Annotated in this window: 21 protein-coding genes; 6 read left to right on the top strand and 15 right to left on the bottom strand. The window is 32.9% G+C overall.

Annotated elements, in window-relative coordinates; translation table 11 throughout:
* Positions 1 to 1,179 precede the first annotated feature (1,179 nt).
* From VKJ25_RS00475 to VKJ25_RS00435, 9 genes are all read right to left on the bottom strand, one after another.
* Positions 1,180 to 1,323: a hypothetical protein gene (locus VKJ25_RS00475; protein WP_324234668.1), complete on the bottom strand. Its 144-nt coding sequence runs from the start codon at positions 1,321 to 1,323 to the stop codon at positions 1,180 to 1,182.
* An 84-nt stretch (positions 1,324 to 1,407) separates the two neighbouring features.
* Positions 1,408 to 2,208 (bottom strand): hypothetical protein, encoded by an 801-nt coding sequence (locus tag VKJ25_RS00470; RefSeq protein ID WP_324234667.1) that lies wholly within the window; start codon positions 2,206 to 2,208, stop codon positions 1,408 to 1,410.
* A gap of 20 nt (positions 2,209 to 2,228) precedes the next feature.
* The gene (locus VKJ25_RS00465) at positions 2,229 to 2,708 is read right to left on the bottom strand and encodes a hypothetical protein (RefSeq protein WP_324234666.1); all 480 of its coding nucleotides are present in this window, start codon (positions 2,706 to 2,708) and stop codon (positions 2,229 to 2,231) included.
* Between the two features lie 15 nt (positions 2,709 to 2,723).
* Positions 2,724 to 3,935: an NACHT domain-containing protein gene (locus VKJ25_RS00460; RefSeq protein WP_324234665.1), complete on the bottom strand. Its 1,212-nt coding sequence runs from the start codon at positions 3,933 to 3,935 to the stop codon at positions 2,724 to 2,726.
* 9 nt (positions 3,936 to 3,944) lie between these two features.
* Positions 3,945 to 4,547, bottom strand: a complete 603-nt coding sequence (locus tag VKJ25_RS00455; RefSeq protein WP_324234664.1) for a hypothetical protein — start codon at positions 4,545 to 4,547, stop codon at positions 3,945 to 3,947.
* A 911-nt stretch (positions 4,548 to 5,458) separates the two neighbouring features.
* Positions 5,459 to 6,016, bottom strand: coding sequence for a Uma2 family endonuclease (locus tag VKJ25_RS00450; protein WP_324234663.1), 558 nt, complete (start codon positions 6,014 to 6,016; stop codon positions 5,459 to 5,461).
* 684 nt (positions 6,017 to 6,700) lie between these two features.
* Positions 6,701 to 7,234 (bottom strand): FKBP-type peptidyl-prolyl cis-trans isomerase, encoded by a 534-nt coding sequence (locus VKJ25_RS00445; protein WP_324234662.1) that lies wholly within the window; start codon positions 7,232 to 7,234, stop codon positions 6,701 to 6,703.
* 215 nt (positions 7,235 to 7,449) lie between these two features.
* A complete protein-coding gene (locus tag VKJ25_RS00440; RefSeq protein WP_324234661.1) occupies positions 7,450 to 7,776 on the bottom strand; it encodes a phasin family protein in 327 nt (108 codons plus the stop codon).
* A gap of 593 nt (positions 7,777 to 8,369) precedes the next feature.
* Complete coding sequence (locus VKJ25_RS00435; RefSeq protein ID WP_324234660.1) at positions 8,370 to 10,547, bottom strand: ATP-binding protein; 2,178 nt, start codon at positions 10,545 to 10,547, stop codon at positions 8,370 to 8,372.
* A 533-nt stretch (positions 10,548 to 11,080) separates the two neighbouring features.
* Between VKJ25_RS00435 and VKJ25_RS00430 the strand changes: the two genes are divergently transcribed.
* The 3 genes from VKJ25_RS00430 to VKJ25_RS00420 all read left to right on the top strand — a co-directional run bounded on the left by VKJ25_RS00430 (position 11,081) and on the right by VKJ25_RS00420 (position 14,801).
* Positions 11,081 to 12,676, top strand: coding sequence for an aminotransferase class I/II-fold pyridoxal phosphate-dependent enzyme (locus VKJ25_RS00430; RefSeq protein ID WP_324234659.1), 1,596 nt, complete (start codon positions 11,081 to 11,083; stop codon positions 12,674 to 12,676).
* A gap of 303 nt (positions 12,677 to 12,979) precedes the next feature.
* A complete protein-coding gene (gene cbiT, locus VKJ25_RS00425; RefSeq protein ID WP_324234658.1) occupies positions 12,980 to 13,582 on the top strand; it encodes a precorrin-6Y C5,15-methyltransferase subunit CbiT in 603 nt (200 codons plus the stop codon).
* Positions 13,583 to 13,919: 337 nt separating this feature from the next.
* Entirely contained in the window at positions 13,920 to 14,801 is an 882-nt protein-coding gene (locus VKJ25_RS00420; protein ID WP_324234657.1) for a phosphatidate cytidylyltransferase, read from the top strand.
* Between the two features lie 774 nt (positions 14,802 to 15,575).
* Here VKJ25_RS00420 and VKJ25_RS00415 read toward each other — a convergent pair.
* A complete protein-coding gene (locus VKJ25_RS00415) occupies positions 15,576 to 16,349 on the bottom strand; it encodes an LmeA family phospholipid-binding protein (RefSeq protein WP_324234656.1) in 774 nt (257 codons plus the stop codon).
* 863 nt (positions 16,350 to 17,212) lie between these two features.
* On the opposite strand from VKJ25_RS00415, the gene VKJ25_RS00410 reads away from it, so the two are divergent.
* Both VKJ25_RS00410 and VKJ25_RS00405 read left to right on the top strand, forming a co-directional pair.
* Positions 17,213 to 17,977 carry a pseudouridine synthase gene (locus tag VKJ25_RS00410; RefSeq protein ID WP_324234655.1) on the top strand — a complete coding sequence of 255 codons (765 nt, stop codon included), beginning with the start codon at positions 17,213 to 17,215 and terminating at the stop codon, positions 17,975 to 17,977.
* Positions 17,978 to 18,545: 568 nt separating this feature from the next.
* The gene (locus tag VKJ25_RS00405) at positions 18,546 to 19,448 is read left to right on the top strand and encodes a helix-turn-helix domain-containing protein (RefSeq protein WP_324234654.1); all 903 of its coding nucleotides are present in this window, start codon (positions 18,546 to 18,548) and stop codon (positions 19,446 to 19,448) included.
* Positions 19,449 to 19,744: 296 nt separating this feature from the next.
* Here VKJ25_RS00405 and malQ read toward each other — a convergent pair whose 3' ends face one another.
* The 5 genes from malQ to VKJ25_RS00380 form a co-directional block, all read right to left on the bottom strand.
* Complete coding sequence (gene malQ / locus VKJ25_RS00400; protein ID WP_324234653.1) at positions 19,745 to 21,274, bottom strand: 4-alpha-glucanotransferase; 1,530 nt, start codon at positions 21,272 to 21,274, stop codon at positions 19,745 to 19,747.
* Between the two features lie 158 nt (positions 21,275 to 21,432).
* Entirely contained in the window at positions 21,433 to 22,356 is a 924-nt protein-coding gene (locus VKJ25_RS00395) for a bestrophin family protein (protein ID WP_324234652.1), read from the bottom strand.
* Positions 22,357 to 22,923: 567 nt separating this feature from the next.
* Positions 22,924 to 23,820: a bestrophin family protein gene (locus VKJ25_RS00390; RefSeq protein ID WP_324234651.1), complete on the bottom strand. Its 897-nt coding sequence runs from the start codon at positions 23,818 to 23,820 to the stop codon at positions 22,924 to 22,926.
* 180 nt (positions 23,821 to 24,000) lie between these two features.
* Positions 24,001 to 24,750, bottom strand: coding sequence for a hypothetical protein (locus VKJ25_RS00385; RefSeq protein ID WP_324234650.1), 750 nt, complete (start codon positions 24,748 to 24,750; stop codon positions 24,001 to 24,003).
* Positions 24,677 to 24,928, bottom strand: coding sequence for a hypothetical protein (locus tag VKJ25_RS00380; protein WP_324234649.1), 252 nt, complete (start codon positions 24,926 to 24,928; stop codon positions 24,677 to 24,679). Before VKJ25_RS00380 ends, VKJ25_RS00385 begins: the two co-directional genes overlap by 74 nt.
* Positions 24,929 to 25,473: 545 nt before the next feature.
* Here VKJ25_RS00380 and VKJ25_RS00375 point away from each other — a divergent pair.
* Entirely contained in the window at positions 25,474 to 26,400 is a 927-nt protein-coding gene (locus tag VKJ25_RS00375; RefSeq protein WP_324234648.1) for a spermine/spermidine synthase domain-containing protein, read from the top strand.
* Positions 26,401 to 26,488: the final 88 nt, after the last annotated feature.

The raw sequence follows: 26,488 nt of genomic DNA, 5'->3' as shown, positions 1-26,488 counted from the left end.
CTTTGAAAAATCACCAATATTTTCATTGTCTAAGAGCTACCTAAAAAAAATCCCAGCATCAAAATAATTTACCCAGAAGCAATGCCAGAAAGATTTTCATTTTGTGAAGCTCCGGGAAATGGTTGTTTTTCCTAATCAAATCTTTCCATCTATCTCTCCTTTGAAAAATCACCAATATTTTCATTGTCTAAGAGCTACCTAAAAAAAATCGGCGCGCCGAAGAATTTAGGGGTTGCATCCTGACAATTTTTCTGATATCATAATATTTAACTGGGGTTGTTCGTCTATACGCATGACTTTTTATTCAACCTATTTTCCTAGGCCAAAATTTGCGTTTTGTTAAGCTCCTAGAAATGGTAGTTTTTCTCTCCTCAAATCTTTCCATCTATTTCTCCTAAGTAGAAGAGTACGAATATTTTCCTGAGTGTGAAGCTCCCAAAAAATTCGCCGTGTCAAAGAATTTTCAGTTGCTTTCTCACAAAAGAAGTTCGATAAGTTTTCGACAGTCGGCAGTCAGCTTTTTTCTAAATCTTCAAAATTAGAATCTACTGAAAAGAATGAAATATTAGGAAGTTATAGAACTATGTTCCGCGAGAGCGATAGAACTCCGTTCCGCTTCGCGATCGCTAAATCCATATTTTCCCATCATTAAATTTTTCCATCTAAGCTCCTCAATGGAAAATCACCAACATTGTCATTCTCTGAAACTCCCGAAAAAAAAAATCCGCGCGTCGAAGGATTTAGGGGTTGCGTTCTCAGAATTTTTCTGATATGATAATATTTAACTGGGTTTGTTCGTCTATACGCATGACTTTTTATTCAACTTAATTTTATGGCCAGGAGACAATCAAATATTCGGGAATTTTCTCAAGAGCAATACCAGAAATATTTTCATTTTATGAAGCACCCATGAATAGTGTTTCTTCCTCTTCAAATCTTTCCATACCACTCTTGAGCAGAAAATTATCAGTATTCTCATTCTCTGAAGCTCCTGAAAAAATCCGCGCATCGAAGGATTTAGGGGTTGCGCCCTGACAATTTTTCTGATATGATAATATTTAACTGGGTTTGTTCGCCTATACACATGACTTTTTATTCAACAAAAGATAGTTTTGAGGGAGATCGCCTCTTCAGCTATTAATTTTCTACCTAAATTACCAATCCTTAAAAGATGAAATATTAGAGAGGGATAAAACTCCGTTCCGCTTCGCGATCGCTATTTCTATATATTAAAGAAAGTGAGAATTTAGGAATAAATAAAGGGTGAAATTTAAAGAGCGATCGCTTATCGAATGTTTTGAGAAAGTCAGTTAAATCAAGCAATATTTTTGTCAGGATAATTTCAGATTGTGAACTTTAATATTTATTCCTTTTTCAGATTGAGAATAATTTTTTATTTACTAATCTTCAGTTATTAAATCTATCTAGGTTTGCTAGACTTCGAGAAATATTAGATTGGAAAATTTTCCTCAGAGGATTAGTAAGTTTGCGATATATATTTTGTCCGTAAATCCACAATATTGAGCAAGCAACTAAACTTATTATTTTAACTAATAGGGTTGTTTTCCAGAAAAAAATAAATAGTAAAACTATCCATAAAAGAAGCCCACTTAAGAGCAAAAATAAGAGTATTATCTGTTTAATTGTAGAGGAATTTAACTGATTATCTGATATCATTATTACTCTTAGAGATATTATTAAAACAACTAAAAAATAAAAATTAATACTTAAATTTTCTATATCTAGAAAAATATTACGCCAATCATTACGGGTTATACGACGATATTTGATAAAGCTATAAAGTAAGGAAAATTGTAAATATATATCCAAAGTTTGAAACAGAGATAGCCATTTTTTACTAGGATTAATAGAATTAATTGCTGGATTAATAAATTCTTGTTTGACTCTATTATAATTTTCTTGTTTTCTCTCTGATTTTTCTAAAATTGCCAAATAGCTATCAATTTCTTTTTCTTTGCTTTTGGGAAAGTTTTTTAACTCTAAAAAATCTTTTTTATCAAGCAATAGTATCGCACACAAAGGAATAACTATTCTTGGGTCAAGATTATACTGATAAATTTCTTCAGGAGTACATTTAGAACAAACCAACCAAGCTACTCTTGCCATAGTTTCTCTTTCTGATTTTGGAAAATGAACTGCTATCCATTCCCAATCTTTTAAATTAAATTCCTTATCAACTTTTGCCATATTTCCTACTTCTAGAAAACTTAATTATTTAAACTCCTAAATTCCGCAATATTTAAAGCAGCTAACCTCTGAATATTCTCATCAGAATGATATAGTAAATTATTTAAAACTTCTCTCGAATAGGGAGTACCAATTTTCACTAAATCTCTCATTGCTGTTTCCGAACCTTTCTCTGCCAAACCCTTCAATAAAGAAACTGTAATATCTCCCATATTAATAAGTGCTAAACGAGCATCTTCCAAATCAATATCCATATAATAATTAAACAAAATATTCGCCGCTTGTGGCAAATTTGTTTTAGATAAAGCCTTAATAGATGCTTTACGAACTTCTAAAGATTCAGAATTTTTCAAAGCATTTTCTAGAAACTCAAAAACAACTTTTCCCCTACCTCTTTCCCGAACATCAGAAGCGACTGCTCCAAAAGCTCTAGCTAAATTTTCATCATAATTTACTTCTGCCAATTTTTGCTTAAACTCTTCAATAATTTTCTCTACCAAAATAGGAGAAACTTCTTAAGCATCGGCTAAACATTCAAAAGCTATGAGAGAATCTTCGTGATAAATAACTTCTATTAAATTCGTACTATTCCCGGCAAAACCACACCAAAGTTTAACAGTTTCTCGCCAACGTTCGGGGTCATTTTTAAACCTTTCTATTAACTCATTTTCTCTATCTCTCAAAGCTGTTGCTGCAAAATATTCTTGCAAAGTTAAATGAGCAAATTGATATTTATCTCCTCTTTCAATTTCCAATAATAATCCACTACGTTCGACAATTTCTTTTAATATTGATTGAGTATCTGTTTCAGGATTAAGATTCAAATTAGGTAAAATTTTTCTAATTTGTTTTAAGACAATTTGATAATCTAAACTTAAGTCATTTTTTTGTTGTTTACTAGCATTATCTTGAGCAAATAAAGCCAAATGTTGTAAAACTCTCCGTTTATGAGCGCTCTCTTTATATTGATTAAAATTATTCTGCCATTGATTCAATAAAATATGAGTAGATTCTTGATAAAAATCTGACCGAGACTGAGGCAAAATAAAGGCAGGTTGAGTATAAAGATGAGCAACAATAGTCAACATTAAAGGATTTCTTGCTAACTCCATAATTAGAGGTCTATCTCTCAAAGTTTGTATGAGTTGATCGATAGATTTTTCGGGTGGCATTTCCGATTTCCATGCTTCTAAAAAGAGTCGCATTTGTCTGTCGCTAAATTCTTTAATATCTAATGTTTTATCGACTGATTTGGCAAAATCATTCCGATAAACTGCTGCCCGACAAGTAATAATTGTTCGACATTTATCGTATTTATCTAATAAGTCATTAATAGCTTTTACAACTTCAGTGCGAATCAAACTTTTCACTTCATCTAAGCCATCAAATAATAGAAATAATTTTCCTTTTTTGAGATTTTGTTCGACAAAAGAATTAGCTTTTGGAAAATCATCCCTATCTAAAGCTTCTACTAATTTCTGTTTTAATGCTTCGATATTGAGGGCAGAAATTTCTATTTCATTGAGGCGATATAATTCTAATAAAATCGGCACATATTCATTGGAGGAACTGTTTAATTTTTGACTCGCCCAAGAAAGAACCAGATATTTTAATAAAAGTGTTTTTCCAGAACCAGGTTGCCCCTTAATAGTCAAACGATGATATTTTTTAATCTCAGAAAAATTAATTGGTTCATTATTAGCTTTTTCCAAAAATTGCAAATCCACATAAACTTCTTATAGACTTAAAGGACGATTTGGACGAAAAGGAATTTTGAGTTTTTCGTGTTTATTAATGAGACCTTTTTTATAGCGTCTTAGAGAGTAATTCCAAAATAATTCCAGACCAGAAATTTGATTGTATAACCAGTCCCCAAAAGTATTAGTTAAATTAGTTGCCCAACCTTGTATAGCTTCTTTAAAAATAAACAGTATCAAAAATACTATTGCAGCAAACCAAGACAACCCATAAAATAAATCATCCTTTATTCTTTCCCAGAGATTACTATCTTTTGCCTCTTTGAGTTTTGTGTATTCTTCCTCATAAATTTTAGTAATTTCTGGAGTACTTAAACCCACAGAATTTTTCTCATATAAATCAATCATTAACCTACTATCCATTGCCTTATCATTTTCAACATGACGTTCAGCATAATCTTTAATTTCTTGAATTAAACTTTCCCGACTTTGAACATTAGGTGTAGGTGTCTGAGTGTAACTAGGTAATATCCAACTCCAAGACAATATAATAGTTAAAGTTAGTAAAAACAAACTAATCGAAACCAGTCGGTTAAATTTGTGTCTAAAAAGTTGAATGTAAGAGAAATTAGATTTAGACATATTAAATTAAAATCAGAACTTAGAAATCATAAATCAGAAGTTTAATTTTTACTTTTTTGTTCTGCTAAAGCTAGAAAAAATATTTAACTGATAACTGTCAATGCAGTTACTTTGTCAGAATTTAACTAATTAAAAAGCATGATTTTATAGCTAATTATGTTGATAATAAATTTAACAATTATGATTATAGAAAATTTGTAGCAAAATACCTAATTATTTAATTATTAATTCTTCGGTAAAAACCTGTTAACTATCAACTATTGCTTTTAGTAAGTTTAGTAAGTGATAAAAGCTTTATTGACTGAGAAACGAAAAATCTTACTACAAAAATCAACTCTAAAGTCTATATTCATTTAAACCCCATCTTTGATCAAAAGATTTTATCGCTGTTTCCATAGCATTCCGCAGGAATAGCTGATGGCTAATACCATTTCTCATGCATGAATGCTATATATGATTGGATGGAGAAGTGTGGGAGATGTGGGGAGAGAAAAAGCCGGAAAAATAATTACTAACCGACTAATAATTCTCAAAAAAAACTTTTAATCTTAGTAACTATTAACTGTTGAAGTATTGCTGAAGTATAGCATTATTTTTGGTAATTGGTATAATAGCTGTTTGCCCAGCATTCCCCAGGAAATGCTGATAATATTATCTTGAAGTCAGAAATTATTATTGATATATTTCAGATAATTTTTTAAGATAAATAAATAGCTTTTCAATTAATATAGTAATCTTAAAATAGCTTGTAATATTTTATCGTAGGGGTTTACTCTCCAAACCCAATCATAGAGAACAAACCCATACAGTTTTTATCACAAATCGTTGAGGATTATTATATGAATTTTCTTAAACAAATTTTGAATTAACTCATCAAAAAGCTGATAGCTGATTGCTAATAGCTAAAAGCTTTATTCAAACACAGGAGGCCAAAGTTCAACAATAGATAATTCCCACTCACCAAATAATTCAGGAATAGTCAAAATATCTCCATTTTTTAACTCTATTTCTTCACTATTAGGACGATAAATAATAACTATTTCTTTGTCAGGATCGATCAATATTCCTACTTCTACTCCTAACTCTAAATACTTCTTTATTTTCTGTTTTAAAGGTTTAATTCTATCACTTTGAGACTTAATTTCTACTACTAAATCTGGCACCAACTCCCCAAAATAACGAACACTTTTTTTCAAACGTTGGGCACGAACAAAAGAAACATCAGGAACCTTTAAATTAGTATCTGGAAGAATAAAAGCACCACTAGAATCAAACACACGTCCGAGACGACGCGGGTAAACCCAATTACCTAATAATCTAATTAATTGAACGCCAACTTCACTAGAAATAATATCCGACGGACTCATAACTAATATCTTTCCTTCATCTAATTCTAATTGATAATCTAAATCTAATTTATTAAGATTATCTTGCAGTATTTCTAAATCTTTAACTGTGAGATTTGACATATAATAATCCTATCTAAGTTGTAATATTTTGTGGGAAATCAGGAGTTAGAATTTTAAAAATTTTCACCTCAGATTAACTGTTATAAAAATTGTTAAAACCAATTTAGGAATGCTGTAAACATTCAGCTATTAGCTTTGAGCAATTTTATTCAAACCTAAAGGAGGAAGTTTAAGTTAATATATTTGAAGTCTACTTTTTTCGTCAAGATTAATTTTGATTTAATTAATAAAGCTTTGATATAAAACTAAAAAGTAAACATTCAGCAGTCAGCTATTGCTTTTAGTTTGAGATAAAAGCTTTATGATAACATTCCCGAAAAATCAGAAATTTTTCTGACTACAAAATTTAGCTTTTAAGCCTATATTCGTTTAAATTTCCTCCTTTAGGATTGAGGTTTTTCTTGCTAATAGCTGAATGCTTACACTAAAAAATAACTGATAGCTGTTACTTTTAGTTGTTAAACTTAGTTATTAAAAATTAAATCTTACTTAATAAAAAAGCCAACTTTCCAGTCTATATTCATTATAAACCTCCTCCTAAAAATTGAGGTTTTATTGCTGATAGCTGAATGCTTACTATAAAAGGGAATAGAAAACAAGTCTCTATTCCCTAATTAATAATTATAATTCCTCAGAGCTAATAGCTAATAGCTGATAGCTGATAGCTGATAGCTGAATACTTAATTAATTTGCAATTCTCAATAATTCCACATCAAAAATCAGAGTAGCATTAGGAGGTATTACCCCACCCGCACCGCTAGCACCATATCCTAATTCTGGTGGAATAGTCAACTTACGACGCTCACCAACCTTCATACTACCTACACCTTCATCCCAACCTTTAATAACTTGGCCGACACCAACTTTAAAAGAGAAAGGTTGATTGCGATCGCGAGAACTATCAAACTTAGTACCATTTTCTAAAGTACCAGTATAGTGAACCACAACTGTGTTACCTTTTTGAGGAGTAGCGCCATCTCCTTCTTGCAAAACTACATATTTAAGACCAGATTCAGTAGTAACTTCTTCGTTATTTTGAGCCATAATATTTTCCGTTGTTGTTGTTGAATTTAGTTTAGTATTTTCTGCTATTTGCTCTTGAGTTCCTGATGTATTTTGAGTAGCAACTACACCTTTTTCAGAACCTGTAATTTGAGCAATAAGCAAAATTAAACCACAGATTATTACTACTACCAAACTAATAATAATTGCTCGCAAAATTAATCCTCCTAATTTAAGTCAAAATTTAAAAGTGAAAATTCAAAAGTTATCAGCCGATCACTGAATACTTAAGATTATAGCTAGTATATTCTAGAGCTACAGTTTAGTAAAAGTATAGCCAAATATAGGCATAGTAAATTCCACATTTCACACCTCTCAATTTTAGTTCTCTGCTGAAAATCTAACTTTTAAATTTTGAATTTTGAATTAATCTAACGCCAGTTACGATTTTCCAAATCTCGTATTTGACGCTCCAAACGGTCTAAACGGCCTCGTAGTTCGTCTAATTCTGATTGACGAGGCACTCCTATATCCTGCATAACATTTCGCATTTGTCGCTGCATTTGAGCTTCCCAGTTTCCCTGTTCTGACTTAAGTTGTTCCATAATATCATCAACAAAAGTCTTAGCTTGTTCTGAATTGATAGTACCATCTTTAACCCATTGATTAGTTACTTCCTGTATTTTTTCTGCTACTAGGGAAGTTGTACCAATGCCTATCATTAAAAGTTGTTGAAGTAAATTTTCTGTATTATTCATATTTTTTTACCTGTTTTAATCTTGATTATAGTAATTATACTCTTTATCTAGGAAATAGGAAATAGGAAATAGGAAATAGGGAGTAGGGAGTAGGGATTAGTAAATTTTGAAGCAAAAAATATAGGATTGCTATATTACGAGTAAAAATATTTCTCTTTGACAACAAAGATAATTTATCGCCTAAAATCAAAAATGTTATTAAGCTATTTACTCTTAGTATGTAGGTAAAAAAAATACAACTACGTTATTGCTACTGGAGCGGAGTGGAAGGAAGCAATCTTAAAGGTTTTAATTACTTTAATATTTCCTTATATAGTGGTGTTTATTCGCACCTATATACTTAACTCCTGAGCTAATAACTAATAAATAAATCCAGATACTTTATCAACTAAAATCAAAAATGTTATTCAGTTATTTACTCTAAATATTAAGCTGATAACTGATAAATAAATCCAGATAATTTATCAACTAAAATCAAAAATGTTATTCAGTTATTTACTCTAAATCCTAAGCTGATAAATGAAGAATCCAGGGATTTTAATCCCTGGATCAAAGCTGAACTCCAAGGGACTTGAAGCTCTGAGCTGTGAAATTTATTTCAGGGCTTCTAATAACTTATTTTCTTCTGATACTGACTTTTCTTCAAATACTGCCAAATCAAACCAGAAAGTTGTACCAACACCAACTTCACTTACTAAATTAACCTTACTATGATGCTTATCAATAATATTCCTAACAATAGACAAACCTAAACCCGTTCCTTCCAAAGTATGAACCCGATTTTCTACTCGGAAAAACCTCTCAAAAATAGCTTCTTGGTCTTCAGGATCGATACCACTTCCCGTGTCAGAAATTTCAATTCTAACAAACCGATGAGAATTATTTTTAGGTTGTAAATGTAGTTCTATTGGTCGAGGTGGAGGAGGAGAAACTATCCATCCTCCTTCTTCAATTTGTTGAGCTTCAATATTAGTATTTTCTAACTCAGATTCTAACAAATAAGCCCTAATAACTATTCGACCTCCTGGTTCCGTAAACTTCATAGCATTGCCTACTAAATTAGCAAATACTTGTAACAATAAATCATAATGACCAACCACAAAAGGTAAATTAGGTTCTATATCATAATTTAACTCTATTCCTTTATCTTTAGCATTAAGTTGATAAGTTCTTAAAGTTTGTTCTATTGGTTGAGAAATATCAACAGCATTGAGATGATAAATCAAACAAGATTCTAAACGACTTAAATCTAATACATCATTAACCAAACGAGTCAAACGATCTGTTTCGTGATTAGCAGTTTCCAGAAATTCTCGTCTTTCCACTTCACTTAAATCTTCCCCATATTCATACAAAGTTTCAATAAAAGACTTAATATTAAATAGAGGAGTTCTTAACTCATGGGAGACATTACTAATAAACTGACTTTTAGCTTCATTTAATTCTACTTCCCTAGTAATATCTTGCACAGTCATCGCAATTCCTTTCAGACTGTTTCGGTATGGAGAAAAATGATCTTTTCCTAATTTATTTTCATAAAGTGTACATTCATTAACCACAGGAAAATCGTCAGAATTACAACCATTATAACCATCATAAATACAATTTTCACAAAGAGATTCTTTACCTGATGCTTTATGTAAAATAACAGTTGTTAATAAAATTCTAATAGTACGTTTATTCGGTTCATCTAAAGTACAACGATACTCACCTCCTTCTATTTTTCCTGTAGCTATTTGCTCAAGTGGTCTATTTAATTCTATTTGTGCAGTTACAGGCAAAATATCCGTTATTTTTCCACCAATAACATTTTTTTCTTCCCAACTAAAAATGCGTCGAGCAGTTGGATTAACTAAAATTAATTGTAAATTAGCATCTAATAATAAAGCACCATCAGCAATAGTCGAAACTAAAGTTTCCAATTTAGCTTTTTCGGCTGTTAATTGTTCAATATTTTGCTTCTTATAACTTTCTAATTGTTCCCCCATTTCATTAAAGCTAAAAATCAGTTCCCCTAATTCTCCTCCAAAGGGTAAATCTATCCTTTGTTTAAAATTTCCCTGAGCAATATTTTTCACACCTTCCGATAATTCCTTAATTGGTTTAGTAATAATCAAAGCATTAAATACTGCCCCTAAAATTACCATTGCCCAGATAGAAACAAATACTGCTAAAGTTACATCTCTAGTCAGATTTGAAGAAACAACAACCGTAGGATTAGGATTAATTCCAACTGCCAAAACTCCTAAATATTTACCATCATTAATTAAAGGAACAAAAACATCAGTTAATTGAGCATTAGGAGTCAAATGTTGTCGAATCAAAGGTAAAGCAGAAAAATTTTTGGCTTCTATATTGGCCATAAAATCTTCTGGCAGTTGAATCCGACGACGTAGAGTAAGGGACGTTTTTACCTCAGATTCTGAGAAGGGAAGACCCAAGAAAATTTTTCCTTCTTCATCGGCGTAAAGCATATAACGTACACTAGAGGTACTCTTGTAGAAAAGTTTGGAAAAACGGGCCACTTCGTTACGGTTGCCTTCTGCTAGAAGTGGAGCGATATTAGCTGCTAATAATAGACCCAGGTCTCGACCATAACGGGTATCATTGAGGCGAGCATCTTCTTGAATGGTATTTACTGCCCAGAAACTGAAGCTACTCATTAGCAAAGATACCATTAGGGTGATAACTGCCATGAGTTTAGTTTGGAGGGTAAACTCTGCCCACCAGTTAGCAATTATTTCTCCGATTTTTTTGAGGAGGGGAAGCATTTTTTTCAGTTATCAGTTATCAGTTATCAGCTTTTTTCAGTTAACAGCTTTTTTCAGTTAACAGCTTTAACAGTTAACAGCTTTAACAGTTAACAGTTGTCAGTTATCAGCTTTTTTCAGTTAACAACTTTAGCAATTAACAGTTTTTTTCAGTTAACAGCTTTTTTCAGTTAACAGCTTTTTTCAGTTAACAGCTTTAACAGTTAACAGTTGTCAGTTATCAGCTTTTTTCAGTTAACAGTTTTTTCAGTTATCAGTTATCAGCTTTTTTCAATTAACAACTTTAACAATTAATAGTTTTTTTCAGTTTAAGCTATCAAAAACAATATACTTTTCTATAAATTTCATTTTTTCTTGCAAAAAAATAAACCAAAACTTAAGCATAACTTGTATATTTTGTCAAGCTTTATCTTAAACAATATCTAAGTAATAGATAGCTTTCCAAGGGGAATTTAGGGATACTCCTAAATTAGTTATCCACTATCTATTATTAATTATCTATTATTCATTATTCAAAATATAGAAAAAGTGAAATGTCTGACCAAAACAAGACACCAATAGTTGATACTCTGAAAAATCTCACCCAAAAATCTCACGCTCCTTTCTATGCACCAGGACATAAACAAGGAAAAGCCATTCCCCGATCACTCACTAAATTATTAGGTAAAAAAGTCTTTTCAGCAGACTTACCAGAATTACCAGAATTAGATAACCTATTCGCACCAGAAGGTATAATTCAAGAAGCTCAAGAATTAGCAGCAGAAACCTTCGGCGCATTACACACCAGATTTCTAGTTAACGGTTCCACTACAGGAATTATCGCCTCAATTCTAGCTACTTGTGGAAATGGACAAAAAATCATCTTACCTCGGAATATTCATCAATCTGTAATTTCCGGCTTAATTCTATCTGGAGCAATGCCAATTTTTATCCATCCAGAATATAATCCTGATTGGGATATACCTCTTAACATTACTCCCCAATCTATAGGCCAAACTTTAGCCAAACATCCCGATGCCAAAGCAGTAATGATAGTGTATCCTACTTATCATGGTATTTGTGGAGATATTGTAGCGATCGCCCAAGAAGTCCATAAATATAACATTCCTTTATTAGTAGATGAAGCTCATGGACCTCACTTTGCCTTTCATCCAGAATTACCAATACCAGCATTATTTGGTGGAGCAGACTTAACAGTACAGTCAACTCATAAAACTCTAGGAGCAATGACTCAAGCATCCATGCTTCATATTGGTAGTAATCGTATCGATCTTTACCGACTTGAACAAGCATTACAGATATTACAATCTAGTAGTCCAAGTTATTTACTTCTAGCTTCCCTGGATGCTGCTCGACAACAAATGGCATTATTTGGAGAGGAACTAATGAGTCAAACTCTAGAATTAGCTAAAAATGCTAGAAATAGAATTAGTCAACTCTCGAATTATTCAATATTTGATTTAAAAGGAAGGAAAAAAAAGAAAGAAGAAATAAATTTAACTTGCTTATCAGGAGATTCTAATTTATTAGAAAATGAGGTGAAAGAAAAGATTGAAAAATCAGGAGAAATCTTTCCAAATTCTAACTTTTCAAGTGATAATTATTTTCACAAAGAATTTATTGCTCTTGACCAAACAAGATTAACTATTAAAGTCTCTGATATTGGATTAAGTGGCTATGAAGCTGATGAAATTTTGCATCAAGAATTAGGTGTAACCTGTGAGTTACCCAGCTTCCAAAATCTGACATTTATTATTTCTCTAGGAAATACAAAAACAGATATCAATCAATTAGTAACTGGTTTAATTAGTTTAAGAAATAAAAGTCAGATTAACTTACCTAATAAACAGAAAACAAAACTTAACTTTGAGGTGACAGATTTTTCCATACCAGTCTCTCCTAGAGATGCTTTTTTTGCCCAGAAAGATTGTTTGCCCATAGAAAAATCTGTAGGAAATATTAGTGCCGAATTAATTGCTCCCTATCCACCAGGAATTCCAGTATTAATACCTGGAGAAATTATTAGAGAAAAACATCTTCAAATACTTGAAAAAGTGCAGACATTAGGTGGGATAATAACAGGATGTAGTGACCCTAATCTGACAACTATCAAAGTCTCTAAATTTTAGTTTTAACTATAATAAATTATCAATTAATAGACATATTAGCAAATCAGAAATTAGAAGTCAGAAGTTATAAAGTTTGTTTTCTTAACTAATCACAGAAAAAATATGCCCTTTAAATGCAAATGCACAACGGCTTAACTACTTGAAAATTTCTAGGGCTTCCTGAATAAAGTCTTTTTGCTAAAGTTATAAGTCAGAAGTTATAAAGTTTGTCTTCTTAACTAATCACAGAAAAAATATCCCATTTAAATGCACAAACCCTTAATTATTTATTATTAATTACTAATTATTAATTATTAATTATCTATGCCTTCCCAATTTTGGCCTTATGTTACCCCAGGTATCCCAGATGACTTATTTGAACGTTTACCTGGCATTCCCATGAGTAAGCGAGAAGTCCGCTTACTGATAATATCTTATTTACGATTACAATCAGATTCAGTAGTATGGGACATTGGTGCAGGAACAGGAACCATACCAGTAGAAATTGGCTTGATGTGTCCTCAAGGTCGAGTTATTGCTATAGAAAGAGACCAAGAAGTAGCAAATTTAATTAGGAGAAATTGTTATCACTTTGAAGTAGAAAATGTCTCAGTAGTTGAGGGTAATGCTCCCGAATGTCTTGATAGTTTGACTGATTCACCTAACCGTGTCTGTGTAGAAGGAGGTCGTTATATCAAACTTATATTACAAGAAGTTTGGCAAAGATTATTACCCCAGGGTCGAATTATTGCTACTGCTGCTAATCTAGAAAGTCTTTATGCTATTTCGGAAAGTTTTGCTAATTTACAAGTTAGGAATGTAGAGGTAGTACAGTCAGCAGTAAATCGTCTAGAGACTAGGGGTATAAATCAAACTTTGGCGGCGATTGATCCTATATTTATTTTGAGTGGAGAAAAAATAAATTAATTTCTTCATCAACTTCAAGTTAAACAAAAATTAACTAAACTAATAAGATGGATAAAAATTTTTTGGGGGAATCAATCAGACCAAAAGTAGTTTGTTGTAGTAATGATTCAGTTCAAGAAACAATTCCGACTGATAACTGATAACTGAAATGACCCCAAGAAAATCTACAAATAGAAAAAAATTGAAGCGGTATTTCTGAAGTAACATTCACACTAAAAACAGCTATAGCTATCAAGTTTAGTTAAGTCTATAGCTGTTAATTTATGAGGATATTAAATTCGACACCACAATTTTTGATCAAACAAGTTTATAATATAAGGTTTAAGTTAGTAAAATTATGTCTTGGGCTAGAATAATTAGTGGATTGGTAGCGATCGCCCTAGCTTTGGGAATGATTATTTTTGGAGGTTGGTGGTTTACAGTAGGCATAGGGGTCATAGTTTGCCTAGGCCAGCTCGAATATTTTCAACTAGCTCGTGCTAAAGGTATTGCACCAGCAGCCAAAACTACTCTAGCACTAAGTCAAGTAATGATATTAGTAGCAGCCGTAAATCCGAATCTAGTAGATGCCACATTTACATTAGCAGGAACTATAATTTGTTTTTATCTATTATTTCAACCAAAGTTAGCAACTATAGCTGACATAGCATCATCAATCTTAGGTTTATTTTATGGTGGATATTTACCAAGTTATTGGATTAGACTCAGAGTTGGACTGGAAGCTCAATTACAAACATCCCAAATAACTTTAGAAAATTACAAGTATATTTCATGGATAGACCCTTTGAGTTGGCCTTCGAGTTTAACATTTACTCTACTAGGTTTTTGTTGTATCTGGGCTGCTGATATAGGTGCTTATTTTGTCGGCAAGTTTTTTGGTAAAATTAGACTTTCGGAAATTAGCCCGAAAAAGACTGTGGAGGGTGCAGTATTTGGAGTTTTAGGTAGTGTAGTAGTTGCTACAATAGGTTCTTGGTACTTAGATTGGCCGATTTATCCTTGGACAGGTACTTTCCTGGGTTTAGTAGTAGGTATTGCTAGTCTACTGGGAGACTTAACTGAATCTATGATGAAACGAGATGCGGGTGTTAAAGATTCTGGACAACTGATACCTGGACATGGAGGGATTCTTGACCGCACTGACAGTTATGTTTTTACTGCACCTCTTGTCTATTATTTTATTACTTTACTTTTACCACTTCTGAAAGTTTTAAATTAAGAGAAAGGCAAAGGACAGAAGGCAGAGGGCGGAAGGCGGAAGGCAGAAGGGAAATAAAGGTTTAAAGGAAGATGTTTTTTTATTAGTGATTATCTGGATATGATATTATAGATAGTCTGTCTATTTTGTCAAACTTTATCTTAAGAAAGATGTGGTTCATTAATTGATAATGAATAATAAATAGCTTTGAAATGGGGCGGTTTTATTATACTTTAGTGTTTTGCCAGAAAGTTGACTGAAAAACCCGCCCCTACGCTGTTGGTTTTCTGTTGACTGGAAATGGGGCGGTTTTATTATACTTTAGTGTTTTGCCAGAAAGTTGACTGAAAAACCCGCCCCTACGGTGTTGGTTTTCTGTTGACTGGAAATGGGGCGGGTTTATTATACTTTAGTATTTTGCCAGAAAGTTGACTGAAAAACCCGCCCCTACAATCTTTCTTTTGATATTTAAAAAATACTGAAATCACATTTTAGTTGAATTTATTTAGGGCTTGCTGATTAAATATAGAAGCATTAATATATAAAGGTTTCAGGGTTTTTAGGTGTCAAAAAGTGCCAATTTTTAGGCTATTGAAGTACGGTACGGTTCCCGATAAATCGGTGAAAAATCAAAAATTGAGCATTTTTGGCTGACTATGATAGAAAAATCACTCTTCCCCCACATTCCGACCAACTCCTCTGTAACTCCTATCCCTCTTAACTCCTAACTACTCCCTACTCCCTACTCCCTACTCCCTACCTCCACAAAAAAAACTTTCCATACGGAAACCCTATTTAGGGATTAACTATTAATTTACCTACACAAACAAGTTGACCAGAATCTAATTTTAATTCCTGTAATTCAACATCGGAACCTAAATCAACTTTAATATTATCAGAAAAGGAATTACTAGACTTTTGTGAAACTAAGAGATTAAAATTTTCTAGTAACAATTCACAGCTACTAGCAAGTTTCAAATCTGTATGTAAACTTAAGGGAATTTTAGCATTAAATTGAGACAAAAGATTAGCAAAAAAATTTAGATGACCTCTAGATATTTCAGCTTTCTGATCGTGTAAAGTAATAGGTGTTTCTAAAACTTCTATAAAATCAGGCACTAATAGTGGGGTTAAAAACTCCATAATAGCCTCAACTAAAAGATGAGATTTCAAACTAGCATTAAAGTCCGATTCTAGCAATTTAATATGACAAAATATCGGAAAAGACTTTAATATTTTTAATGGTTTACCTTTGATAACTTGACCAATATTAATCCTAATGTCAGTAGCAGACAAATTCACTTCAGTTAAATGTAATCCTTGAAAAATAACATGAGAAGCAACAACAGAAACTAGAGGAATTTTACCAGTCAGAATTTGGCGATCGCCACCTTCGATATTAACCTTTAATTTTTCTACCTGTTCTAGTTGAGACTTTAACCAAAATTTGCAGGCAGGAGAGAGAAATTTACTAACAATTCTACTTTTTATTTTAGTTGATATTTTATCTTGACTTTCAACAACATTAAAATTATGATTTTGATGCAATTCTGGTGATTTTTTATTCATCAAATAAACTATTAAATTAGTAATTAAAAAGTTGATACAGCCGACTCCACTAGAGATGAGGTAGACCTCCATAAGGGCTTTCCGGCCTGCATAAAAACATTTAATTCTGAATATCTGTACTTCATATACCTGGCATCTGTTGTAACTAATAGCTAATAGCTTTTTACACAGAATTTCCCAGGAAATGCTGACTTAAATTTTTACCAAATAATTAATAATTATTGCTTTGCTGATTAAATATGAAAGCATTAACATACTAATGGTTTTAGCAACTTTAGATAGATCGGGAAAAAGTAACAGCTTTTAGGTCAAAAAGGTTAAAAAAGTTAGCAATAAATGCCTCACCTTTGACAGAAAAATTAAAAGACAATTCTTCTGTACGGACGTTTCACTGCGCGATACGTTTGCGGAGCATTCCGGAACGGAAAACGCATTTTTGTTATGCAACGTCCTTACTATTCTATAACTCTGATTCATCCTAACTCTGTACGGACGTTTCACTGCGCGACATGTTTGCGGAGCATTCCGGAACGGAAAACGCATTTTTGTTATGCAACGTCCTTACGACTCCCTACTTCTATTGGTTGATTGGATGTGGTTAGGGAACCCATCCATCCCAGTATTCGGGAAACTCCGCTTTTTAGCGCAGGGTTTAATGTCGGATCAAGCGCCGAAAACGACCACTACTCCCTACTCCCTACCTTAAAATTATATAAAACTAATATCAAATAATACTCCTATTGCCTAAATATATAGACTATCATTTTAAACAGGCAGATTATTTTGAGATTTTCTCTGTTCCCTAAAATAGGAAATTACTTTTATTATGAACTCAGAATAACTTTTGGCGCTATCAGAAGAATATGGGTGAAAGATTACAAAAAATATTATCTCAGTGGGGGATAGCCTCCCGACGTCAAGCTGAACAAATGATTATAGCTGGACGAGTCAAGGTTAATGATCAAGTTGTCCAACTAGGTGCAAGAGCTATACCAAACTTGGACAAAATCGAAGTAGATGGTTTGTCTGTGAAACCGGAAGATCGGCCAGAACATATATACTTATTGCTAAATAAACCTATAGGAGTAATTTCGACTTGTGCAGAACCTAGCAAACGTAGTAAAGTTTTAGATATCTTAAGTATAGAACTGCGAAATGGAAAAGGTATTCATCCCGTAGGACGTTTAGATGCAGATTCTACAGGGGCATTACTTCTCACCAATGATGGCCGCGTAACTTATGCTTTAACTCATCCTAAACATTGTCTTCCCAAAACCTATCAAGTATTGGTAGAAGGTCATCCCCAAGAGTCAGTATTAGAATTGTGGCGTCAAGGTATTATTTTATCTGGTAAAAAAACTTTACCAGCTCAGGTTAAAGTTTTAAAAGAATATAATGGCACTCAAACTTTTTTGGAAGTAATTATTTCCGAAGGCAGAAATCGCCAAATTCGTAGAATTGCAGAAAGATTAGGATATCCTGTACTTAAACTACACCGTACTGCAATTGGCCAAATTAAGTTACAGCTACCAGGAGAATCAGTTTTACCTACTGGCCATTATCGACCCTTACAGCATTTTGAAGTTGACTTTTTGAATGCTCAAATTATCAAATCTCAATTCTGCTAAAAGTTCTCTTGATCACCATTCAGTTCCTCCCTATTAGCTATTAATTTATTGAGTTTAGAGCAGGGATTAGTATAGAGAGAATAAAAAGAAAAAAACTGATCTTGACCACGAGAAGTGTATATTTATTATTTATTTATACAATAGCTAAAAACTAACTACGAGCTAGCTAAAGGCTCTTACTTTTATATAAATTAATGAATATATGAAGGAGTCAATAAATGTCCATAGACAAAAAACAAACCATAAACGTTTAGATGCTGTATTTTCGGAATTATCAATCCTAAATAATAACTCTAACGTAATTTGGTAACCATTTCCTGAGGAATGCTGCGCCAACAGCTATTAGCAGTTAGCCATCAGCTCAAGTGCAATAAAATGAATGGCAAGCACTCCTTTAAATTCTACTTTTCAACCATATATATGGCTGGAAAATTATAGATTTACTTCAAAATATAATAGCTGATAGCTGACGGCTGAATGCTTAAGTAATTTGTAGCTAACTTTTTTCCAAAAAAGATAACTTTTACAACCAGACAAACTATAGTTTATATACAATTAAGTTAAAGCGATGGTGAATTTGACAGGAATCAAAAACTTGAAAAAAAGCTTTTCTTTACCCTTAAAACAAGATATTAATCAAACACCAGAATTATCTTTTGAAGAAGAACAAATTCAGGCATTAAAAGATATAGGGAATAAATTAAAAATGTTTAGAGATAAACATTCAATCAGTTTAGAAAAAGTCGCAATAATGACAATGATTAGAATCAATTTATTAGAAGCGATAGAAGAAGGTAATTTAGAACCACTGCCAGAGCCGGTTTATATCCAAGGTATGATTAAGCGATATGCTGATGCTATAGGGTTAGATGGAGAGGAGCTAGCTAATTTATTTCCGACTGTCAAAACTCAGGAAATTGCGAAAAAATCTATTCCGAATTTATCAAGACTTCACCTACGGCCATATCATCTTTACTTACTGTATATATTGCTTATTGTTTTGTCGGTTCGTTCCTTATCTTATGTAATTAATAATACTAATATATTAGTGAAAGAAGAGGAAGTTAATAATACTAATATATTAGTGAAAGAAGAGGAAATTATTAACACTAATGTATTAGTGAAAGAAGAGAAAATTATTAATACTAAGAAACAACAATCTGAACCAGAAAATCAAAAAGATTTGTTAGATAAAACTACAGCACAAAAGCCTGAAAAAACAGAGGAAAAACAACCTGTTTTGGTAAATATAGTTGCCAAAGAGGAATCTTGGGTATCTATAGAGATAGATGGAAAACTAGCATTTGAAGGAACTTTAACTCAAGGTACTCAGAAAACTTGGTCTGCTCAAAAACAACTGGTTTTCTTTACTGGTAATGCTGGAGGAATACTAATATCTGATAGTAAAGAAAAAAATATCCAACTGGGAAAAGTGGGTGAAATTAAAGAAGTTGTTTTTACTCCTCAATAATGCTTAAATTTCCCAGTCTAAATAGGATATTGTTGATTTTTGCAGATGTCTATTAATATGTAAGCGTTCAGCTATTAACTGTCAGCTCAAGCGCAATAAAAATCTTAAGCTTAAGTAAGGAGACTACTTAAACAAATATAAGCCTAAAAACTGGCTTTTGTAGTAATTTTTCGTTCTAAAATGAAAAAGCTTTGATCATAAACTCAAACCAATAGCTAATAGCTGACGGCTGTTTGCGCAGCATTCCGGAGGAAATGCGAAAATTAGTATACAAGGCTACTGAAAATTAAACAGTATTATGTATCTTTACTTTCATCTTGATTTTTGGGGGTACGGCCATAAATGTCTGTAACCTCTCTGAGGCGATCGCTTATCTCTGAGGTTAAAGCTCCTGCTTGGTAGCGCCAACACCAGTTACCATCAGGAATACCAGGCTGATTCATAATAGCCTCTTCTCCTAACCCTAAAATATCTTGTAGAGGAAAAATTGCCATACAAGCGACAGAAGACATAGCTAAACGAATTAAATCCCAATGAATGCCATTACCCCAAGTACCACCGAGAAAACGATGAACTCTTTCTTGTTCTTCAGCAGAACGCTTATTGAACCAGCCCACAGTAGTATTATTATCGTGAGTTCCAGTATAAACCACCCAATTAGGAGAATTATAGTTAAAGGGTAAATAGGGATTATCGCTATCTGAGTCAAAAGCAAAATGGAGAATCTTCATACCGGGAAATTCAAACTTATCCCGTAACTCTTCCACATCAGGAGTAATAACTCCTAAATCTTCAGCAATAATTGGTAGTGTACCCAACTTTTCTTTAATAGCAGTAAAGAAAGCCTCACCTGGAGCTGTAACCCATTCACCATTTCTAGCTGTAGTTTCACCTTGGGGTACTGCCCAATAAGCAGCCAAACCTCGAAAATGGTCAATTCTAATCAGATCAACCATATCTAACATAGACTGAATGCGTTGTACCCACCAAAGAAAATGGTCCTCTTCTAATTTTTCCCATTCATAAACTGGATTACCCCATAGTTGACCATCCTCACTAAAATAATCTGGGGGAACGCCAGCCATCAAATATACTTCGTATGTTTCTGGATCTAAAGAGAATATTTCTGGATGCGCCCAAACATCAGAACTATCATGGGAAACATATATAGGAATGTCGCCAAAAATTTCAATTCCTTGTTCATTAGCATAACTTTTTAATTTATCCCATTGCTGAAAGAATAGAAATTGTAGAAATTTATGGTATAGAATTTCATCAGCTAGACGTTCTTGCCATTCTGCTAATGCTGCTGGTTGACGATGGGCAATATTTTTATCCCAAGTATGCCAACTAGCTCCTTCGTGAGCTTCTTTCAAAGCCATAAAAAAAGCATAATCATCTAACCAAAAAGCTTTACTGGTGTAAAATTCTTTAAATGCCTCTTGCTGTTCTTCAGAAGCGTCTTTTTGAAAGTTTTGGTAAGCAGTTTTCAGCAAAGTTCCCTTAAATTGGACAACTGAATCAAAATCTACCCGATCGCTGGGAAACTCCGGTATGTTAGAGATGTCCTCCTCAGAAAGCAATCCTTGGTCTTTTAACTTATCTGGACTAATAAGTAGAGGGTTTCCTGCGATGGCTGAATAACACTGATAGGGAGAATTTCCAAAACCTGTTGGCCCTAGAGGGAGAACTTGCCAAATTTTTTGTCCACTGTCTTGCAAAAAACCGACAAAATTGTATGCTTCTTGGCCTAAGTCACCAATTCCAAAGGGACTGGGGAAAGAAGTTGGATGAAGTAAAATACCGCTAGCTCTTGAAAATGGCATAGTTAAACCTAGAAAATACTAATCAAAAAAAAATTGCTGACACTAGAGGCCAGCTTAGAATTAATTTTACGATGTGGAGAGTATTTTTTGATGGTTAAAATTTTTAGGACTTACACGGGAGGAACCCGGTTTCTGCGATAAAGCGGGTTTCTGGGTTCCTAATTTGAAGGAGAATTTTCTACATCGACTGAATATTTTTTACAAGAGTCAGAAGTAAATAATTCTTTTATATCTAACAATAATTTATCGCACATCTGATCTAAAGGTAAATCATTAGGGTCGTAACCAAAAGGATTTTCTATTTCTATTCCTATTTCTTCAATTCCTAATAGAGTAAAACTAATTACTCCTACAGCAGGAATAGTCATCCAAGATAACTGAGCTACTAATTGAAAAGGTAAAGCAAAGCAATAAAGAAATAATAAATGTTTTAAGTGTATTGCATAAGCTGGTGGGATAGGTGTCTTTAAAATTCTTTCACAAACACCCAAATCTTTTACCATAGAATCTAAGGTTTGGTTATAGGTAGAAAGCTGAATACTATCTATATAATTTTGGTCATATAGTTTAGAGAAATAATCTCCAATCCATTTAGCTATTCTCAAAGGAATATGATTAACTTCTTTCAGTTCTAAATATTGATGTTCGCTAATAACTGATTGAAGTTTTTCATCTAGAGCTTCACTTCTCAAGTGTAGTTTTGTACCGATTAAAAATCCTACTAGAAGTTGAATTACTGCTTTTTTTTCCTCTGTATCTGTTGGATTTTTTTCAGGAATATTTACCCATATTTGTCTTGACAAAGAGCGACTTGAAGTTATGGTGCTACCAACTACTTTTCGACCTTCCCAAAATCTGTCATAAGATGTATTAGTTCTAAAAACTAACAATAAACCCAATACGACACTAGGAATTAAAATACCTAAAGCTGATTGATTTATCCAAGTAAATCCATTTTTATAAAAGATAGTTATTATTGCAGAAAAAATCATTGCAATTACTACTCTTTGCCAAATTTGAGGTATAACGGAGCCTTTTAAGGTTAACAGTGATTGGAGCCAATTTTTTTGATCGACAGTCATTTTATTTATCAGTTATTAGTTATTAGTTATTAGTATAGCAATGTTCGCACCTAATATTTATAGGACTTACGCATAAAAGCTATTGGTAGGGTGTGTTAGTGGCAGCGCCACGCACCAATACTCTATATATAGTGGCTCCCGTCCAAGTCCTGATTTACACATAATTTTTTGTACATCTTTTCTAGACTGTACTTTGAGCTGGACATTATAAATACCTGAGCGCTCATTGCTATAGCTCTTCTTGAAGTCAGAGGCTAGAAATACTGAAGTTTATTTTCTCTTTTGAAGTAGTTGATTTTTCTTAAACTGTAAGCATTCTGGATCGTCAGCATTTAGCCAGCTATTTATTTTAGTTTGAGATAAAAGCTTGATTAGTTTAGTTAAATTTAATCTTACTATCAAAGCCGACTTTAAAGCTTATATTCATTTAAAAACATTTGTATAGATAAAAGCTATGAGTTATTAACTTATCCTGTTTGGAAGGATAAATTAATATCCAAAAAGTGAAATCTAAAGAAAAAGATCGTCTAATAGCTGAATGCTTACCTCTCATATTAATGAAAACTGCTATAAATATTCTTTGGGAGATTTAGAAATCAATAATTCTTCAATATCAAACAATAGTTTATCACACATCTTGTCTAATGGTAAATCATTAGGATCGTAACCAAAAGGATTTTCTATTTCTAATCCTATTGCTTCAATTCCTAATAGGGCAAAACTAATTACTCCCACAGCGGGAATAGTAGTCCAAGATAACTGAGCTACTACTTGAAAGGGTAAAGCAAAACAGTAAAGAAATAATAAATGTTTTAAGTGAATTGCATAGGCTAGTGGTATAGGTGTATTTAAAATTCTTTCACAGGCAGTTTCATCTTTTACCATTGAGTCTAAAATTTGATTGTAGGTAGAAAGCTGAATACTGTCTATATAATTAAGGTTATATAACTGATGGAAATAATCACCAATCCATTTAGTTATTCTCAGAGGAATATGATTAACTTCTGTCAGTTCTAGATATTGATTTTCGCTAATAATTGACTGAAGTTTTTGATCTATATTTTCATTTCTCAAGTGTAGTTTTGTACCAATTAAAAATCCTGCTAAAAGTCGAATTACTGCTTTTTTTTCTTCTGTATCTGCTGGAGTTTTTTCAGGAACATTTACCCATATTTGCCTTGACAAAGAGCGACATGAAACTATGATGCCACCAACAACTTTTCGTCCTTCCCAAAATCTGTCATAAGATGTATTAGTTCTAAAAACTAATAATAAACCTAAGACGACACTAGGAATTAAACTAACTAAAGTTGGCTGATGTATCCAAGTTAATCCACTCTTATAAATGATAGTAATTATTAAGGCAAAAATCATTGTAATTAATACTTTTGGCCAGATTTGAGGTATGACAGAACCTTTTATAGTGAGCAGTAGTTGAACCCAGTTTTTTTGACGAAAAATCATAGTTATTTGATTTAGTGCAATGGAATAAAGAATAAAAAAATATGTAAGCATTTCCTACGGAATGCTACGCAAGCAGCTATTAGCTGTCAGCTATCAGCAATTAGTGATTATTTAGTGGAAAGAAGCAATTTACTTCTTACTTCTTACTTTTGAATTCTTACTTCTTACTTTTGAATTTATTTAACCAGGGCTGAAGCAAGTGTATTTCTGATTATTTGATTCAACTACTTGTTTGACTTGAATAATATGTTTATTAATCACTTTCTTTACCTCATTTTTGACATTATCGGACATTGAAGATAACCATTGATCAATATCAACATCCATCCATTTTTCATCGGAGTTATTGGTAACAACAAAGTCAAGAAAACGACTCATATTTGCTGCACCTGCTGTTTCACTAACTTCTTTCATCATCAAGTAACTTAAACCATAAAAAGGTTCGTAACCTTGTTGAAAATATTGTTCCCATCCATTCCAATTTAAGTTATTACGGGTTAACATTTTCTCAGCAAAAACAGTAGCTAAACCTTCTGCATAACAATCAAGTAATTCTGCATTTAATAGGTGAAATATTTCGTGAGCTAATTGACCGTGGAAAGCATATTCAGATGGTTTACGACTTAAATATATAGTAAATTTTGCTTGATTTGGATCATCAAGTGAAGTTAAAGCAGTTGTATTTAAGTTTAAATTAACCTTTTTTACTGGTATTTTGGGTTGACCGTAAAGTTCCTGACTATAATTAAATCCTGATTGGACAAAAGAATAAATTTTAGGATTATCAAAAATAGGATCTAATGCTGTTATTTCGGGTGAGGAAATAAGTTGAGCATAAACTTTGGAAAATGTGAAATTAGGAAAGTATAGAAAAATTATGAGGGAAAAAGTTAATATTAATAAAAATTTGATCCGGGAAATAATTAACATAGTTTTTATTAAATATTTTTGTGCTGTAATACTGAACTGGAAGAGAACTTAATTCCTCTGTCGGAGCTGGTGCTGCTAAATCTCCTGGTAAAAATATACGAGCGCTGACTGCAACCATAGCTAGTAAAAATATGATTACTACGATTAATGGAGCAATATATTGACGAAAAATTTGCATGGTTATTTTTGACCCATATTGAATATTTCAAAATTAATTAAACATTCTACTATAAATCTCCAATCTTATCCATAAATTATCAATTATTTCTCCCTATTCCCACCTTCTGTGTTCCCTGTTCCTTATTTCAATAAAAACAGGACTTACGCACGCGCAAGGTATTTTTATCATGGCGCGACTCGCAGTGCAAGCGACAGCGTTATGCGGAGTGCAAAACCCACGTTAACGGTCCGCGACATGTTTGCGGAACATGACCTCATGAAAGCAATCCCAAATGGCTAAAACTCCTCGATCATGGGTAAGTCCTGAAGAAATTAATTTGGCAAGATTATCGCAATGTGCGCACTTAATATTTACAAATTGCCGGAGGTGTCCAATAGCTAAAAACCTTATATTATTAAGCTATTCATTCTTCCTCCATACCTGTTCCCTGTTCCATGCGCGCAGCGCTATACTGAGTGGATTGAGATTTGGAGACTAAACCCTATGATAAAATGTTAAAACCAATTTAAGATTGCTATAGTTTAAGAGGAAGAAAATAATCAATGGCAGGTGCTAATCTGAATACAAGTTTGTATTTTGTTGAACAAATTACACCCTGGGATGTGTATAAACATGGTATCGACAAAATGCTTGTTCATCAAAAAACAAAATATCAGGAAATGTTTATAGTCGAAGGTGTTTATGGCAAAGCTTTAATATTAGATGGTAAGTGGCAGTCTTGCACTGAAGATGAATTTCTTTACCATGAATGTTTAGTGCATCCACCTATGATTTTTCATGGTTCTCCACGGAAAGTCTTAGTGTTTGGAGGAGCAGAAGGAGCAACAGTACGAGAGGTTTTACGCTGGAAAACTGTTGAGCAAGTAGTTATGGTTGACATAGATGGGGAAGTTGTAGAAGCTTGCAAAAAGTATTTTCCGGAAATGCACCAAAATGTTTTTGAAGATCCCCGTTTAGAATTAATCATTGATGATGCTCAGAATTTTTTAGAGTCTTCTTTAGAAACTTGGGATGTAATTATTTCCGATCTGACAGATCCTATTGAAGAAGGTCTTTCTTTTCCTTTATTTACTCAGGAATACTTTCAAAAAATTCGCAACATTTTGTCTGCTGACGGCTTATTTATAATACAAGCAGGTTCAATATCTCCTCCTGAAATGTATCTTCATGTCCGTGTAGTCAAGACTTTACAAACTGTGTTTAATTATGTTCATTCGGTAGCGCCTTACGCTACAAGTTATGGTTGTCCACTGGGGTTTGTGGTTAGTTCTGATCGAGAATTTTCTCTTCAAGTAAACCCAGAAAAAGTAGACAGTTTATTGTTAGAAAAAACTACAGGTGGTTTTAAGCTGATGGATGGTATTTCTTTATTGGGTATGTCACGAATACCTTTGAATTTACGACAAGCGATCGCCGCAGAAACTCAGATATACACTTTGAAAAATCCACCGCAAGATATTAAGGTTTGAGATAGAACCGAATTTGGGAGACGGGGAGATGGAGAGATGGAGAGATGGGGGGATGGGGGGATGGGGAGATGGGGAGATGGGGGGATGG

The organism is Okeania sp. (genome assembly GCF_035285525.1).
In the GTDB taxonomy this organism is placed as follows: Bacteria; Cyanobacteriota; Cyanobacteriia; order Cyanobacteriales; family Microcoleaceae; genus Trichodesmium.
Note: the sequence above shows the minus strand (reverse complement) of the source record. Positions and strands in the feature narration are given on the sequence as shown.